The sequence below is a fragment of the Sphingomonas edaphi genome, assembly GCF_003583725.1.
In the GTDB taxonomy this organism is placed as follows: Bacteria; Pseudomonadota; Alphaproteobacteria; order Sphingomonadales; family Sphingomonadaceae; genus Sphingomicrobium; species Sphingomicrobium edaphi.
The window spans coordinates 808,856-824,604 of record NZ_QXTF01000001.1 but is presented as its reverse complement, the minus strand read 5'-3'; the positions used below and the strand labels follow the sequence as shown (position 1 = coordinate 824,604).

19 protein-coding genes and 2 tRNA genes are annotated in these 15,749 nt (G+C 63.8%); 3 read left to right on the top strand and 18 right to left on the bottom strand.

What is annotated here, in order from left to right:
- Positions 1-173: 173 nt before the first annotated feature.
- Together D3M59_RS04245 and D3M59_RS04240 are read right to left on the bottom strand one after the other, a co-directional pair.
- On the bottom strand, positions 174-1,640 hold the full coding sequence (locus D3M59_RS04245; protein ID WP_119531875.1) for an FGGY family carbohydrate kinase: 1,467 nt from the start codon (positions 1,638-1,640) through the stop codon (positions 174-176).
- Positions 1,637-1,942, bottom strand: coding sequence for a PilZ domain-containing protein (locus D3M59_RS04240; protein WP_119531873.1), 306 nt, complete (start codon positions 1,940-1,942; stop codon positions 1,637-1,639). The genes D3M59_RS04245 and D3M59_RS04240 overlap by 4 nt, the downstream gene beginning before the upstream one ends.
- Before the next feature lie 106 nt (positions 1,943-2,048).
- Between D3M59_RS04240 and D3M59_RS04235 the strand changes: the two genes are divergently transcribed.
- From D3M59_RS04235 to D3M59_RS04225, 3 genes are all read left to right on the top strand, one after another.
- Positions 2,049-2,573 (top strand): gamma carbonic anhydrase family protein, encoded by a 525-nt coding sequence (locus tag D3M59_RS04235; protein WP_119531871.1) that lies wholly within the window; start codon positions 2,049-2,051, stop codon positions 2,571-2,573.
- A 39-nt stretch (positions 2,574-2,612) separates the two neighbouring features.
- Entirely contained in the window at positions 2,613-3,305 is a 693-nt protein-coding gene (locus D3M59_RS04230) for a pirin family protein (protein ID WP_119532866.1), read from the top strand.
- Between the two features lie 107 nt (positions 3,306-3,412).
- The gene (locus D3M59_RS04225; protein WP_147416693.1) at positions 3,413-4,696 is read left to right on the top strand and encodes a hypothetical protein; all 1,284 of its coding nucleotides are present in this window, start codon (positions 3,413-3,415) and stop codon (positions 4,694-4,696) included.
- Here D3M59_RS04225 and D3M59_RS04220 read toward each other — a convergent pair.
- The 16 genes from D3M59_RS04220 to D3M59_RS04145 form a co-directional block, all read right to left on the bottom strand.
- Positions 4,693-5,313: a DNA-3-methyladenine glycosylase family protein gene (locus tag D3M59_RS04220; RefSeq protein WP_119531867.1), complete on the bottom strand. Its 621-nt coding sequence runs from the start codon at positions 5,311-5,313 to the stop codon at positions 4,693-4,695. The two genes, D3M59_RS04225 and D3M59_RS04220, sit on opposite strands and share 4 nt — an antisense overlap.
- The gene (gene rlmB / locus D3M59_RS04215) at positions 5,313-6,053 is read right to left on the bottom strand and encodes a 23S rRNA (guanosine(2251)-2'-O)-methyltransferase RlmB (protein ID WP_119531865.1); all 741 of its coding nucleotides are present in this window, start codon (positions 6,051-6,053) and stop codon (positions 5,313-5,315) included. Before rlmB ends, D3M59_RS04220 begins: the two co-directional genes overlap by 1 nt.
- Before the next feature lie 119 nt (positions 6,054-6,172).
- A complete protein-coding gene (phoB, locus tag D3M59_RS04210) occupies positions 6,173-6,862 on the bottom strand; it encodes a phosphate regulon transcriptional regulator PhoB (protein ID WP_119531863.1) in 690 nt (229 codons plus the stop codon).
- A gap of 5 nt (positions 6,863-6,867) precedes the next feature.
- On the bottom strand, positions 6,868-7,566 hold the full coding sequence (gene phoU, locus D3M59_RS04205; protein WP_119531861.1) for a phosphate signaling complex protein PhoU: 699 nt from the start codon (positions 7,564-7,566) through the stop codon (positions 6,868-6,870).
- A gap of 14 nt (positions 7,567-7,580) precedes the next feature.
- On the bottom strand, positions 7,581-8,327 hold the full coding sequence (gene pstB, locus D3M59_RS04200) for a phosphate ABC transporter ATP-binding protein PstB (protein ID WP_233543174.1): 747 nt from the start codon (positions 8,325-8,327) through the stop codon (positions 7,581-7,583).
- A 79-nt stretch (positions 8,328-8,406) separates the two neighbouring features.
- On the bottom strand, positions 8,407-9,264 hold the full coding sequence (gene pstA, locus D3M59_RS04195; RefSeq protein ID WP_456114932.1) for a phosphate ABC transporter permease PstA: 858 nt from the start codon (positions 9,262-9,264) through the stop codon (positions 8,407-8,409).
- Positions 9,265-9,295: 31 nt separating this feature from the next.
- Positions 9,296-10,651 carry a phosphate ABC transporter permease subunit PstC gene (gene pstC, locus D3M59_RS04190; RefSeq protein WP_407695434.1) on the bottom strand — a complete coding sequence of 452 codons (1,356 nt, stop codon included), beginning with the start codon at positions 10,649-10,651 and terminating at the stop codon, positions 9,296-9,298.
- Between the two features lie 45 nt (positions 10,652-10,696).
- Positions 10,697-11,731, bottom strand: coding sequence for a substrate-binding domain-containing protein (locus tag D3M59_RS04185; protein WP_119531855.1), 1,035 nt, complete (start codon positions 11,729-11,731; stop codon positions 10,697-10,699).
- 109 nt (positions 11,732-11,840) lie between these two features.
- Positions 11,841-12,845 carry an ATP-binding protein gene (locus D3M59_RS04180; RefSeq protein ID WP_119531853.1) on the bottom strand — a complete coding sequence of 335 codons (1,005 nt, stop codon included), beginning with the start codon at positions 12,843-12,845 and terminating at the stop codon, positions 11,841-11,843.
- 30 nt (positions 12,846-12,875) lie between these two features.
- Positions 12,876-13,316, bottom strand: coding sequence for a hypothetical protein (locus tag D3M59_RS04175; protein WP_119531851.1), 441 nt, complete (start codon positions 13,314-13,316; stop codon positions 12,876-12,878).
- A 43-nt stretch (positions 13,317-13,359) separates the two neighbouring features.
- Complete coding sequence (locus tag D3M59_RS04170; RefSeq protein ID WP_119531849.1) at positions 13,360-13,704, bottom strand: hypothetical protein; 345 nt, start codon at positions 13,702-13,704, stop codon at positions 13,360-13,362.
- A gap of 65 nt (positions 13,705-13,769) precedes the next feature.
- On the bottom strand, positions 13,770-14,396 hold the full coding sequence (locus D3M59_RS04165) for a helix-turn-helix domain-containing protein (protein WP_119531847.1): 627 nt from the start codon (positions 14,394-14,396) through the stop codon (positions 13,770-13,772).
- A gap of 109 nt (positions 14,397-14,505) precedes the next feature.
- Entirely contained in the window at positions 14,506-14,880 is a 375-nt protein-coding gene (locus tag D3M59_RS04160) for a UrcA family protein (RefSeq protein ID WP_158581943.1), read from the bottom strand.
- Between the two features lie 130 nt (positions 14,881-15,010).
- A tRNA-Tyr gene (locus D3M59_RS04155) sits at positions 15,011-15,096 on the bottom strand.
- Positions 15,097-15,246: 150 nt separating this feature from the next.
- Positions 15,247-15,320, bottom strand: a tRNA-Gly gene (locus D3M59_RS04150).
- Between the two features lie 54 nt (positions 15,321-15,374).
- Positions 15,375-15,692 carry a hypothetical protein gene (locus D3M59_RS04145; protein WP_119531843.1) on the bottom strand — a complete coding sequence of 106 codons (318 nt, stop codon included), beginning with the start codon at positions 15,690-15,692 and terminating at the stop codon, positions 15,375-15,377.
- Between the last annotated feature and the right edge of the window lie 57 nt (positions 15,693-15,749).

Genomic DNA, 15,749 nt, shown 5'->3' with positions numbered 1-15,749 from the left:
TCAGGGAATATCCTGAACAATTGGACCCTCGCGGCGTACGCCGGATCCCCAAGGCTATCGAGTTTCCGAATTGCCGCTAAGCTGTGCTAGTCGGCCCGCCTTTAGCTGATCCTCCTGCTGGGGCTTTGGGGCCCAGAACCCTGAAGAGAGAGCTTGGCTGTCCGGCCGGCCGCTCAAACCAGCGACAGCGCCTCTGCCCAGCCGCTAAGCCGCTCGTCGCGCGATGCCCCGTCCATCGCGGGCGCGAAGGTGATCATGGGGCCGCGCATCACCGCCGCGGCCGTGGCAAGGTCGGGGTGGATGCGTGCGCCGACCGCGGCCAGCATCGCGGCCCCCAGCGCGGTCGTCTCGACGAATTCGGGTCGCTCGACCGGCAGGTCGAGCAAGTCCGCCAAATCTTGCGCCAGCCAGTCGTTGGCCACCATTCCGCCATCGATCTTCAGCCGCGACCAGGTCACTCCGTCGGCGGCGAAGGCGGTCATGATGTCGTGCACCTGGTGCGCCTGCGCTTCCAGCGCGGCGCGGACGATGTGCGCCTTAGTCGATGCAAAGCTCATGCCCCGGATCAGCGCTCGGGCTTCGGGCCGCCAATGCGGCGCACCAAGCCCGGAAAGGGCGGGGACCATGTAAACGCCGCCATTATCGTCGACCGACTGCGCCAGCGTCTCACTTTCCGCGGGGGTGACGATCAGACCGACGGCATCGCGGAGCCACTGCATCAAGCTGCCCGCGACGAACACGCTTCCTTCCAGCGCATAGCTCCGCCGTCCGCCCTGCTGGCAGAGCACCGTAGTCAGCATCCTGCTGCCCGACGCCACCGGTCGTTCGCCGCAATGGGTGAGGATGAAAGCGCCAGTGCCGAAAGTGCCCTTGGTGTCGCCCGCGCTGAGGCATCCTTGCCCGATCGTCGCCGCCTGCTGGTCGCCCGCCGACCCGCAGATCGCGATGCTTTCGCCGAACAGCGTCGGGTCGGTCCGGCCCAACTCGCCCGCGCAGTCTACGACAGTGGGTAGGGACGCTGGATCGATCCCGAATAGCGCGCAAAGCCCCGCGTCCCAACCATGCCCGCTCAGCGCCATCAGCATGGTCCGGCTGGCGTTGCTCGCGTCGGTGGCATGGACCTGCCCGCCGGTCAGCTTCCATATCAGCCAGCTGTCGATCGTGCCGAACGCCAGGTGTCCACCCGCCGCCTCCACCTCCGGCAGGTTTGCGAGCATCCACTCCATCTTCGGGGCGCTAAAATAGGGGTCGAGCAGCAGACCGGTCCGCGCCTGGATATCCGCCTCGCGCCCTTGGGCTTTCAGTGCTTCACAACGGTCCGCCGTTCGCCGGTCCTGCCAGACGATGGCCCGGCCAAGCGGCTCTCCGGTCCGCCTGTCCCACGCGACGACGGTCTCGCGCTGGTTGGCGATGCCGATGGCCGCGATGGCGCCCGCGCCGCCCGCCGCCTCGACCACTTCGCGGCTGACGGCTAGGGTCTTGTCCCAGACTTCGGCCGCGTCATGCTCAACGTGCCCGGGCTGCGGGTAATGCTGGGTCAGCGGCCGCTGCGCCGATTCCTCCAGCCGCCCCCGTTCGTCGAACAGCATTGCCCGGGTAGAGGTCGTGCCTTCGTCGATGACGAGGATTAAACGGCTCACTGTGCCTTGCGCATCCGCTCGTGCATCATGTCGAATACCGATGGATAGAGGGGGCGATCGAACTGGACGCCGACGGCCCACCCCTTGATCCAGCAGACGCGCGCCTGGATGGACTCAAGGCCGGGCAATGAAATCCAGATCGTGTCGCCGATCGCGACCTGCACCGGCGATTCGATTCGACATCCTTCCGGCGAGAAGTCGAGGATGTTGACTCGGTAACGGTGGTCGCCTGCCCGGCGAAAATCGATATCCGCACGAAGCGGTACGCGTTCCGCCCGGCGAGGCACCTTTTCGTCTGCCACCTGATCGTCCCCCGATCATATTAGCTGCGCCCAGCCTACCCCGAAACGATGCCGTTGCGAAGCGCTCGCCATCGACGAGTGCAGCGGAACGGACTAGCCTGCGCCCATGCCTCTCTACACCATCGACGATCACACTCCTTCGATCCACGCAACCGCCTGGGTCGCGCCGTCGGCCGACCTCATTGGTGATGTCCGGCTGGGCGCTCGGGCCAGCGTCTGGTTTGGCGCCGTCATCCGCGCCGACAACACGCCGATCATTTTGGGCGAGGAAAGCAATTTTCAGGACGGCGCCATCGGCCATTCGGATCCGGGCGCGCCCTTGACCATCGGCGCGAGGGTGACCGTCGGCCATCAGGCTATCCTGCACGGTTGCACGGTCGAGGATGAGGCACTGATCGGCATGGGTGCGCGCATTCTCAACGGCGCAGTAATTGGCGCCCAGTGCATCGTCGGCGCCGGAGCGCTAGTTACCGAAGGCAAAATTTTTGAATCGCGCAGCCTGATCGTCGGCTCGCCCGCCCGAGCGATGCGGCAGCTCAGCGATGAGCAGGTCGCGATGCTCCGCCTGTCCTCCGCTCACTATGCCGAGAAGGCCGCGCGCTATGCGGCCGGCCTGCGGTTACATTGCTGACACTTGAAAGCTCGTCCGGCGAATGACCATCTGCCGTTCATGATTAACATCCGACCCTTCGCTTCGCTGGGCCATGCCGATCACGGCTGGCTGGATGCCCGCCACCATTTCAGCTTCGCGAACTATCACGACCCCTCCCGGATGGGCTGGGGCGCGATCCGCGTGTGGAACGACGACCGCATTGCGGCGAAGAGCGGCTTCCCGCCGCATCCCCACCGCGACATGGAAATCGTCACCTATGTCCGGACTGGCGCGATCACCCATCAGGACTCGATGGGCAACAAGGGCCGTACCGGCGCTGGCGACGTGCAGGTAATGAGCGCGGGCACCGGCGTAATGCATGCCGAATATAATCTGGAGGGTGAGGAAACGACCCTATTCCAGATCTGGATCGAGACCGACAGGCGCGGCGCCAAGCCCGGCTGGGGGATGATGCCGTTTCCCAAGGAAGCGCGCGAAGGCAGTTTCCAGTTGCTCGCCAGCGGCAATCCCGATGACGGAGCGCTGACCATCCACGCGGACGCCCGCGTGCTCGGCGCGACCCTGAAGGGCGGGACTAGTCTAACCTATGAGGCGCAGTCGGACCGCCATCTCTACCTCGTCCCATCTGCCACCGTTCGAATCAACGGCGTCGAAGCCAACGCCCGCGACGGAGTCGCGATCAGCGGCGAGGAACGCATCACCATAGAGGCGGAAGCCGACGCGGAATTGGTGCTGGTCGACGCGCGCTAGGCCGGTAAATACTTGTGCTGCCGCGATTTGCAGGCCAATAGCGGCCATCGTCGCGCGCGCGCCGGGGCAGCACGCGTGACTTACCGGACAAACAGCAGGGCGGGGAAATGACGGCAGTGCGCCGCATGACATACAAGGCTTTCGGCGGCGCGCTGTCTGCGCTGGCCCTCATTGCTGCCGTGCCCGCCGTGGCGCAGGATGCCGACGCGCCGGTGGACGTCACTGCCGGACCGCCGCCCTCGACGGAAACTGTCGGGCCGCGCCAGCTCCGCGATTTCCAACTCAATGGCACGGTCACGCGCCCGGCCCAGAACAATGCGCAGCCCGCACCGGTCCAAGCCGCGCCGCCCGCGGCGACCCGCTCCAGCACGCCGACGCCGACCAACAGCGGGCCGACCACGGCCGCCGTCGGATCCATCGAGCGGGGCACGGCCAATATCTCCGCCTCTTCCACCCGGCCGGCGGTGACTGGCGGCACGGCGACGGCCGAGCTACCGGAAGTCACTCCGCCGATCCCGACCGACGTCGCCACAAACATCGACAGCCCGGCTTCGCCCGAATTCGATGATAGCGCAGGTGTCGCCGCGCCAACGCTGGCCGATGAAAGCGGCGGCATGCCCTGGGCATGGATCGCCGCGCTGATCGCCCTAGTCGGTGGCGGCGCGTTCATTGGCTGGAGCCGCCGCAACCGACGCTCGGGATATGGCGATCCGCGCCGGCTGGCTTTTGCTGGGCTCGTGCCGGATGCGGAGCCTGCCGCGCGGCCAGTTCCCCCGGCCCGTCCCCGCGCTGACCCTGTGCCGCCGCGCGCCCAGCAGGCGCCGCAGCCGCAGCCACGGCCGGCCCCGCCCGCCGCGCCGGCTCCGAAGCCGGTCGACGACGGGTTGATCGTTTCTACCCGGCTGAAGCCCGACCTCGCCATTCAATTCCAGCCCGACCGCGCGGTACTGACCGAATCGGACGTGATGATCCAGTTTGACGTGGTGCTGGTGAACAACGGCAGCGCGCCCGCGCGGGGGGTGCTGGTCGAAGCACGCATGGTCTGCGCCCACGCCGGCCAAGACCAGGAAATCGGCGCTTTCTTCCACCAGCCGGTTGGCAAGGGCGATCGCATCGCCATCATCCAGCCCTTGGGAAAGATTGCGCTGAAAAGTGCGGTGCGCATGCCTTTGGCGCAGCTTCGCAGTTTCGAGGTGGAGGGGCGTCAGCTGTTCGTGCCGCTGGTAGCGTTCAACGTCCTATACAACAACAGCCTGCAGACATCGGCCAGCTACCTCGTAGGGCGGGGCACGCCGGCTGATGAGAAGCTTGGCCCCTTCCGGCTCGACCTTGGGCCGCGCATTTTCCGTGGCCTGAGCGCCCGCCCACATAGCATGGGCCTGTCCCGCTAGGTCAGCGGCGGTGCATTATAGCTGTGCCACGCCAGCACCGCCGCCGCGCCGCGATGCGGGCGCCACGCCTCGGCAATCTCGCGCAGCTGTTTTTCGGATGGCCGATCTTCCAAACCCAGCAGCTTGCCGATTTCGATCTGGACGGCCAGGTCGCCGGCCGGCCAGACATCGCCCCGTCCTTCGGCGAACAGCAAATAGATTTCCGCCGACCAGCGGCCGATGCCCTTGATCTTCGTGAGGTGGGCGATGGCTTCCTCGTCATCCGCGGGCAGGTGCGCTAGGTCGAGATCGCCGGATAGGACGAGCCCGGCGAGGCTACGCGCATAACCGGCTTTTTGCCGCGATAGCCCCGCTTCGCGCAGTTCCTCGTCGGTAGCGTCCAGTAGCGCCTGCAGGTCGACCGGCTGACCATATTTGCCGGCCAACTTGTTCCACATTGACCGCGCCGCGTGGACGCTGACCTGCTGGCCGACGATGGTCCGCAGTAACGTCTCCACACCTGGTTCGCTCAACCGTGGCTCGGGCTTACCATGCTGGTCAAGTACGCCCGCGAATGCCGTTTCGCGCCGTGCCAGTTCATCGAGGCTGGCGTGCAGGCTCTCTGTCGTCCGGACCACTAGGCGACGCTTGCGGCGTAAAGCGCGACCGCCGCGGCATTGCTGACATTTAGGCTTTCGACGGCATCCGAAATCGGCAGCTTGGCCAAGGCATCGACATGCTCGCGAATATTGTGGCGCATGCCCGGCCCCTCGGCACCGAGCACCAGCGCGATCCGCTTGTGCCCCAGTGCGTCCTTCAAGTCAGACTTCGCTTCGCCTGCAAGTCCGATCCGCCAGAAGCCGGCCTCGGCGATTTCCTCCAGCGCTCGGGCGAGGTTGACGACGCGCACCCATGGCACGCGTTCCAGTGCGCCTGACGCGGCTTTCGCCAGTGCGCCGCCCTCCGGGGGTGCGTGGCGGTCCTGCGTGACGATGCCGATCGCACCGAACGCCGCCGCGGTGCGCAATATCGCGCCAACATTATGGGGGTCGGTTACCTGGTCCAAGACCAACAGGGTGGCCCGTTCAGGCGCCTCCGCCAACAGGTCGCCCAGCCACATGTCATCCAGCGGCTCTACCTCGATGACGACGCCTTGGTGTGGAGCGTCGTGCGGCACCATCCGGCCGAGGTCCGGCGCCTCGGCCATGACGACCGTGATCTCTGGCGGGAAATTCATGAATGCTGCCGCTTCGCGCGTCGCCCAGGCCTTCAGGACCTTGCGGTCGGGATTGTCGAGAGCTGCCGCGACGGCATGTTTTCCCCAGAATCGGGGGCGGTTGGGGTTGCCGCCATGCTTGCCCTTGTTCTTGCGTGCCATGCGGGCGCGATAGCTTGCCGCCGGGCGCAAGGAAAGTGAGCGACGCGAGCGGGCTTTGCGCGGGGGCCGCGAAGCGCACAGAACCGAAGGTACGGATTTATTCCTTGCTGCCCTTGGAGTCAGGCGAGCCCTTCCGAATCCAGCGCATATCCGGCGGACCGAACCGTGCGGACGATGTCCGGCTCGCCCAGTGCCAAGCGCAGCCGGCGGATGTGCACGTCGACGGTGCGAAGCTCGATGTCTTCGCTATGCGGCCAGACGGTCTCGAGCAATTGTTGCCGCGAGAAGACTCGCCCGGGGTTCTCCAGGAAATGGCGAAGCAGGCGATATTCGGTCGGCCCCAGCTGGATCGGCTGGCCGTCGCGCTTCACTCGATGCGCAACGAGGTCCATCTCGACCCCAGCGTAGGACAGCGCCTCAGCGGCCAGGGCCGGACGGACCCGGCGCAGGACCGCGCCCGCGCGCGCGACCAGTTCCTTCGGCGAGAAGGGCTTTGTCATATAATCGTCGGCGCCAGTTTCCAGCCCGCGGATACGGTCGTCTTCCTCGCCTCTCGCGGTAAGCATGATGATCGGCACATTGGCCGTCGCCTGGCGGCGGCGCAGGCGGCGGCAGACTTCGATGCCGCTGATGCCTTCGATCATCCAGTCGAGCAGGACGAGGTCCGGCTTGACCTCGTCGGCAAGAATGAGCGCTTCCTCACCGTCGCCCGTGCGGGTGACCGCGTAGCCGGCGCGATCGAAATGGAAGGAGACAAGTTCGGCTAGCGACCGGTCATCCTCAACGAGAAGCAGGCGCTTGGGAACCATGGGGATCAGACCTTCAGCGGATCGTCGCCGCGCGGACGGTCAGCGAGGTGCTGACCGGTCGCGGCGTAATAAACCATTTCGGCGATGTTGGTGGCGTGATCGCCCACGCGCTCAACGTTCTTGGCGATGAACAGCAGGTGGGTCGACTGACCGATGTTGTTCGGGTTTTCCATCATGAACGTCAGCAGCGTTCGGAAGATACTGTTGTAGAAATCGTCCACGGCGCGGTCGCGCTCGACGACGCGAATTGCAGCATCGGCATCGCGCTCGACAAAGGCGTTGAGTACGTCATGCACCATCTCCGTAGCGATGCGCGCCATCTCTGGCATCAGGGAGACTGGCTCGATATTGTTCATATTGTCGAGCAGCGGAACGCGCTTGGCGATGTTCTTGGCATAATCGCCGATCCGCTCGACGACGCTCGAAATCTTCATGGCGGCAACGACGTCACGCAGGTCGCCGGCCATCGGCGCTCGAAGTGCAATCAAGCGCACCGCACGCTTTTCGGTCTCGATCTCCAGCGCATCAAGCTTCTTGTCATTCTCGACGATCCGCTCGGCGCCGGCGAGATCGCGCTGGACAAGGCACCGCATTGATTCCCGGATCGCATGTTCGGCAAGTCCGCCCATCTGGCTGATGAGCGCGCGCAGGCGGTCGAGGTCCTCGTCGAACGCCTTGATCGTATGTCCGCTGCTGGTGGCCATTGAAGTGTCTCCGATCAGCCGTAGCGGCCGGTGATGTAATCCTGGGTGCGCTGCTCGCGCGGATTGGTGAAAATGTCGCTGGTCTTGCCGTATTCGACCATCTCTCCGAGGTGGAAGAAGGCGGTGCGCTGCGAAACGCGAGCCGCCTGCTGCATGTTGTGAGTGACAATGGCGATCGCATAGCGACCGCGCAGCTCGTGGATTAGCTCCTCGATCTTGGCGGTCGCAATCGGGTCGAGCGCCGAACAGGGCTCGTCCATCAGTATGACTTCGGGATCGACCGCGATCGCGCGGGCAATGCACAGGCGCTGCTGCTGGCCGCCGGACAATGCTGTGCCGCTTTCGTTCAGCCTGTCCTTGACCTCGTCCCACAGGCCGGCGCGCTTCAGCGACTTTTCGACAATTGCTTCGAGCTCGCTCTTGTTCTCGGCCAGTCCGTGGATGCGGGGCCCATAGGCAACATTTTCGAAGATCGACTTGGGGAAGGGGTTGGGCTTTTGGAACACCATGCCGACCCGGGCGCGCAGCTGCACCACGTCCATCGCCGCCGAGTTGATGTCCTCGCCATCCAGCTCGATTGTCCCTGTTACCCGCGCTGAGGGGATCGTGTCGTTCATGCGGTTTAGGCAGCGCAGGAACGTCGACTTGCCGCAGCCCGACGGCCCGATGAAGGCGGTAACGCGGTCGTCGTGGATGTCGATGCTGACACCTTTCAGCGCTTCTTTGGCGCCATAGAAAACCTTCACGTCGCGCGCGCTCATCTTGGGCGTGCGCTCCTCGACCGCAGGTTCAGCGGTGTCGGTCGGGGTGGGTATAAGTGTGTCGATCATATTCATCAGCCTACCAGCGGCGCTCAAACTTGTTGCGAAGATAAATGGCCAGCCCGTTCATCAGCAGCATGAATATGAGCAGCACGATAATGGCCGCGCTGGTCTTCTCGACAAACGCGCGGTCAACCTCGTCAGACCACAGGAAGATTTGCACCGGCAGCACGCTCGACGGATCGGTAATACCTCGCGGCGGGGTCGCGATGAATGCGCGCATGCCGATCATCAGCAGCGGTGCCGTCTCGCCGAGTGCGCGCGCCATGCCGATGATCGTGCCGGTCAGGATGCCGGGCAGGGCGAGCGGCAGGACATGATGGAAAACAACCTGCATCTTTGACGCGCCCACGCCCAGCGCCGCATCGCGGATCGAAGGCGGCACCGACTTGATCGCGTTGCGACCGGCGATGACGATGACCGGCATGGTCATCAGCGCCAACGTCAGGCCGCCAACCAGCGGCGCGGAGCGCGGCAGGTGCATGAAATTGAGGAACACCGCCAGACCGAGCAGGCCGAAGATGATCGATGGCACAGCTGCCAAATTGTTGATGCTAACCTCGATCAGGTCCGTCCAGCGGTTCCGCGGCGCGAACTCCTCTAGGTAGAGCGCCGAAAGCACCCCAATCGGGAAAGCGATCGCCATGGTAACGAGGATCGTCAGCAAGCTGCCCTTCAGCGCACCCCATACGCCAGCATTCGCAGCCTCAGTGGCGTCGGAATTGCTAAGGAATTCAAGGCTCAAGCCACCGATCCCCTTCATCAACATAGTGATGAGCAGGAAGGCGAGGAAGGCCAGCGATAAACCGACGGCGGCCAGCCCGAACAGTCGGAACCGACGCTCCGCCGCGTAGCGTTTGGCGACGCGTTTGCCCATCGACCCGTCGGTCCAGCGGGAGGCGGCGCGACTACTCATAAGCTTCCCGATACTTGCGAACCACGCGCAGGGCGATGAGGTTGAGGATCAGCGTGATGACGAACAGCGCAAGGCCCAGTGCGAAGGCGGCCAGCGTCTTGGCGCTGTCAAACTCTTGGTCGCCGGTCAAAAGCTGGACGATCTGGGTTGTCACAGTCGTTACGCTGGCGAAGGGGTTGGCGGTCATGTTTGCGGCAAGGCCAGCGGCCATGACGACGATCATCGTCTCGCCGATCGCCCGGCTGACGGCTAGGAGTACACCGCCAACGACCCCAGGCAGCGCGGCCGGCAGAACAACCTTCTTGATCGTTTCCGACTTGGTGGCCCCCAGCGCCAGGCTGCCGTCGCGCATGGCCTGCGGTACGGCAGCGATGCTATCGTCGGCCATGGAGCTGACGAACGGGATAATCATGATGCCCATGACGAGGCCGGCGGCCAGCGCGCTCTCGCTGCTGGCGGACTCGATCCCGATGGCTAGGCCGAAATCGCGCACAAGCGGCGCTACGGTCAGCGCGGCGAAATAGCCGTATACGACAGTCGGAACGCCGGCGAGAATCTCGAGGATCGGCTTCAACCAGGCGCGAGCTCGGGCTGGGGCATATTGGGTCAGGAAGATCGCGCTCATCAGGCCGAGCGGGATGGCAACGATCATCGCGATGATCGCGCCGATGAATGCGGTACCCCAGAAAAGAGGGACCGAGCCGAATGCGCCTGACGACCCGGCCTGGTCGGCGCGGATCGCGGTCTGCGGACTCCAGCTCGTTCCGAAGAGGAACTCGGTCGGGCTGACCTGCTTGAAGAAGCGCAGGGATTCGAACAGCAGCGACAAGACAATGCCCAGCGTCGTCAGGATCGCGATGAGCGACGCACCGACGAGAAGCCCCATCATTAGCCGCTCCACGCCCGAACGTGCGCGGAAGTCCACTTTGACAAGGCGCATCGCCAGCAAGGCGCTGCCCAGCGCGATGAGCACGGCGAGCGCGCTGCCGACCATCGAATATTTGCCGTACGCTGCCGAATAGACAGGCGCGATGGCATTGGATTCAGGATTGAAGCCTGCCGCAATACGGCCCGTCGCAATGTCGCGGGCTTCGGACAGAATGGTGTCTCGCACCATCTGGAAATCGGGCAGTTGTTGGCCCGCCGGTGAAGCAAGAACCGCTTGCTCGACCAGTCCCGATTGCACCGGCGCCCAGATCGCCAGGAAAAGCAGCGCGGGAAGCGCGGTCCACAAGCCGACGAACAGGGCGTGATAATTGGGAAGACTATTCAGGCGAATGCCGCCACCGCGAAGCCCGGTCGCCCGTTTCCGGGCGAACAAGCCTGCGGTGGCGGCGATCACGAGGATCGCGACGAGCGCAAGTTGAAGCGTCACGGCGCTCGTCGGCCCGTCTTACTTCAGCGTTGCCGGGTCGACCGGCTTCAGCGCGGTCGCCTGGGTAGTCGCAGCAGCGGCGTCGGCGTCGTGCAGCGGAACCAGACCGCGCTTGGCGAGCATGCCGCCCTTGCCCCAAGCCTTCGAATAAGCCTCGATGAAGGTCTTGATGGCCGGTTTGGCCGCCATATGCTCGCCCTTTACATAGACGAACAGCTTGCGGCTGCCCGGGTAGCTGAGGTCGCTTATCGTCGACTCAGTTGGCGCGACACCAGCGATCGAGACGGGTGTAACCTTGTCGAGATTCTCTTCAAGAAAGCTGTAGCCGAGTACACCGAGCGCGCCCGGATCGGCCGACACCTTCTGCACCAACAGATTGTCGTTCTCTCCGGCTTCGACATAGACGCCATCTTCGCGGATCTTGGTGCAGGTCGCCTTGTGGGCGTCGCTGTCGCTCTTCTTGAGCTCCTTCATCGCGGGATCGCTGTCACAGCCCTTTTCGAGGATCAGCTCGGCAAGGCTGTCGCGGGTGCCGGATGTCGGCGGTGGGCCAAGGACACGGATCTTCGTCGCAGGAAGCGACGGATCAATGTCCTTCCAGGTCTGGGCGGTCTGCGGCTTGCCGAACGGGTTGGCGGCAAGCGCCTTGTAGATTTGCGCGACCGTGAGGTTGAGCGCCGGCTGGCCCTTCGCCTGGATCAGGGTCAAACCGTCGATGCCGACTGGCAGTTCGATGACATTCTTGACGCCGGCCTTGGCGCAGTCCGCGTATTCGCTGGCCTTCAGCGGACGCGATGCATTGACCATGTCCGGGAATTTCTCACCAACGCCGCCGCAGAACAGCTTGATGCCCGCTCCCGTGCCGGTCGATTCGACAATGACGCTGACGCCTTGGTTGGCACGCTGGAACTCTTCGGCGACTGCGGTCGTGAACGGATAGACGGTCGACGATCCGACGACCTTCAGCTGCTGGGTGGCACCACCGCCGGAGCCGCTTCCACCGCATGCTGCGACCAGCGCCACCAGCGGTAGCGCCACGACAATCTTTTTCATCTTCAAACTCCCCAAGGGGTCGGTCCAACGCCGACGCGATGCGTCAACTAGCGCCGCGTTCGACAGTTACTGTGACATGCGCATTACCGTTTTGTGACAATGAACGAGTTCAAACCGTGGGAAGGCTTACCGCAACCTGCGTCCCCTCCCCGGGCCGTGACCGGATTTCGATGGTTCCGCGATGGCGCTCCACAATATGCTTCACGATGGCCAGCCCAAGGCCGGTGCCGCCCGAATCGCGGCTGCGTGCTGGATCAACACGATAGAATCGCTCGGTCAGCCGCGGCAAATGTTCTGGCGCAACTCCATCGCCTTCGTCGCGCACCGTCAAAACTGTGCGACCCAGCTCGCTGTTCACCGAAACCGTCACGAGCGAATGATGGGCATTGCACCCGTAGCGGATGGCATTGGCGACTAAATTGTCGGTTAGCTGGAGCAACTGGCTGAAGTCCCCGGCTACCTTTGCAACCTTTTGAGCGACCTGAAGCTTGATCTTGCAGCCTCGCCGGTCAGCTAAGGGCGCCACTTGCTCCACCGCGATGCGCGCCACTTCATCCATCGCCACCGGTTCGCCGGGCGCCCGATAGCGATCAGCCTCGATGCGAGAGAGGCTCATAAGATCTTCGACGATTCGGGACATCCGGCGTGCTTCTAGTTCGATCGTCTTGCCGAAACGTGCCCGCATTTCGTCCGGCACGGGACCTTCATCCGCAAGCGTCTCGGCATATCCAATTACAGTTGCAAGCGGGGTTCGAAGCTCGTGGCTGGCATTGGCAACGAAGTCGGTTCGCATGCGCTCCGCCGCCGTGGCCGCGGACCGGTCTTCCAACCGGATTAGTAGCTGATCGGCGCCGATGCTTCGAGCGGTCAGGTGCCAAGGACGGTCGGCACCACCGATGCCCGTCAGTTCAACCTCGCCGGGTCGATTGGACATCAGCAGCGGCACCGCGTCAGGGTGTCGGATCGCGAGACGGACGTCCGCTCCCTCGATGGCTTGGCCGAACAGATTCCGAGCGGCCTGGTTGGCGGCGATTGTTCGCCCGTGTGAGACAATCAGTGCTGGCTCGTCGAGAGCTGAGATCATTTGGCGGGCAATATCGGCTGCAAGGCGCATGGACGCTGCCCTAGCCGATGAACGGCATTGCTAGCTAGGGTAGGCGGGCGTGAGGGAGCCCTGCTGCTCGCGGCGATGATTCCGCCACGTGCCGATGACGATGATAAGGAAAATGGGATAAACCCAGAAACGTGCGGCTGCGGCATAGGCCTGAGGCATTAGCCCGACCTCGATCGCCTTCATGCCGTGCGCCACCATCGTCGTGAGCTGGAGCCCGGCCACCCACAGCGGCCAGAAACGGTCGGTCCGAAGAGCGATGAAAGTGAAGCCCGCAAGCGCGAACAGGTCGACAAGGAAAACGCCGATTTCCACACCCGAATATCGGACGGTCAGCGGCGACAGGGCCAGACGCGTCGCCAGCGTGGCGACAACGCAGACAATGGCAGCAAGTCGCTCGTCGCGCTGGCCATGCAGGAAAGCATAGGCGCAAACGGCGATCAGTAGCGCGTGATAAATGACTGGGCTCAGCATGGCGACGTGGCCGAACTAGGGCTGCTAGCCCGGCCGATCAATCTCAAGCGACCGCGCGGAGGGTGGCCGAGGGCTGCTGCGGCGGGCATTCGTCGCCATCACCGAACGCGATAGTGCGCAGGCCCGGTACGCGCTGTTTGGTTTCCTTCAGCGTTCCATGGCAGCTGGCGATTTCTCCGCGTGCCGCGACCAGGCCCGTCATAACGCCGGCCAAATGCTGAAACGCCTCATGGCCGGTGGCCGTGGCAATCCCGGCGACAGCCCGCGCGCGGATCATGCGTCCCTGAAGCTCGGCCATTTCGGCGAGCGCAGTTTCGATGGCGTCTTCGACCGCGCGCACTTGCGTGGCGACCTCGAAAGCGGCGGCTTCGATGTTTTGCTTGCGCATGACATGTCCTTCCTTGCGCCCGGGTGTCGCCCGGGCGGGGTCAGTGCCAGCAAAGGCGATGCGATCTAGTTGCTGATCATCCGCGAAAGGCTCTCGAGCCCGGCGAGATACATGCCGGCGGAGAATGTTGCGCCAATCGCAATCAGTACGATCCAGAGCAGCCGGAGACCGACGCTCATCTCATTGCTGGGATGACTCCTTGTTGCGAACGGCAATTGCAGGGGAGAACCAAGTCCAACCGATCTCTGCTCGGTTATGACACCGGAAGGACTGGCCTCCCCCGCACGGTCAGCGTGCCGAATCTGATGACTGACCGCGGCCTCTTGGTGTTCCGATGCCGGTTGAACGTCGATGTGCGGCGATTGATGTATCAACCGCTGATATGCCTCGCCGGAGGGCGAAAAGGCGGCCGCGACAATCCGGGCAGCCTCGCCGCGCCGTTCAACGCCTAGTTTTTCTAGGGCGCCGCGGATGCGCTGGTCGACGGTGTGGGAGCTAATCCCCAGCCGGACCGCGATCTCCTTGCTGCTGTGATGCTGGTTGACCAAAAGCAGGCAATCGACCTGTCCCTGGCTCAATCGCGAAACGCGATCCAAGGGGTCGACAGGCTGTCCGTCATTATCAGCTTGGCTCGACGCCACGCGCTGCACCATGATTCCTTCCGAGCAAAAAGGGCCGATGCGCCGACGCATTCAACGCGCCTTGTCTAAAGCAAACTAGCCCAATCCTCAAATCTTCATGGATAACGTAACGTCTAGCGACTTTACTTCACCTCACACGCATCTGCGTTTGAAGAAGCGCTCATTGGCGCACGGCCACCCTGATGAGGGCGCGATCGCTTGCGACGCCGCTGACGGACAACTGGGCATCGACGATCGCCCGCTCGATTTGCGGCTGAGCGGTGCGCCACGCCCGTTTCGTACAGGAAACCTTGGCGAAATAGATGGGTGATGGGCCCAGGGATTCCCGGCAAACTGCACCTACGGCGGAATTGACCCGGCCGTGAAGCCGGACCTGGTCCGATGCGCTCGCCAGGTTCAGGTCGGCAAAGCTGACCGTCCGGACGACGAGGTCGGTGAGCGGGCGCCCGCGGACCACCGCGGTTTCCTGCGCCAAGGCCGGTGCGGCCACCGCAACCACGGTCGCCATTCCCACAAGCAGAAGCCCCGTTTTCATGCTTTCCTCCATCGACCGGCGGTCGCCAGCCCATCCGGCGTCCGGGGGCATGGCTAGACGAGCGTCGTCAGGCGAACGTCAATTCACCGTTAGAGAGGCGTCAATTCTGATGGACAACTTTCGCCAGGATTGGTGGAGAGGGCTGGATTCGAACCAGCGTACGCTTGCGCGGGCAGATTTACAGTCTGCTGCCTTTAACCACTCGGCCACCTCTCCAGGTGTCGGCAGGGGCGCCATGTGGCGGGCGAGGGCGGGCCTGTCAACAGGCCTCGATGAATAGCCACCGCATCATCCGTACTGCATGGACTCCGCAGGCATTACTGCGAGCGCACTCCATTCCATTTCAGTCCCCGTAGGGCATTGGAATGGAGCGGGTAACGGGAATCGAACCCGTGTATTCAGCTTGGAAGGCTGCTGCACTACCATTGTGCTATACCCGCGCCTTGCGAGCCGCGCCTTTGCCACCGGCGCGGGCGGGGCGTCAATGCCCCTCGTTACAGGATGAAGGTCAATGCAAACCCCGCTGCGACGACGGACAGGGTAATCAGGATGATGAGCAGGAGGACAAAGCCCCAGCCCTCGGTACTCGGTTGGGCAGCCTTGTCGAGATAAAGGCGTCCGCTCGGGGTCCGCCGGACAACGCCCGCACCAATAGCATCTTCCAGGTGCTTCGAGCCGTCTTCATCGAGTTCCAGGGGGATCGCCGTTGACGTTGAAAAGGCGTGCGCACCCCGCAGCTTGGCGAGCACGGCCTCCTTACCGTCTTTTTGCTGGGACGCAGCGATTAGCGCCACGGTGATTGCAGGGTTCATTCTCGAGGACCTCCCGGAAGCCACCCTAGCGAACCATTTGCGCCGCGCAACGGAACG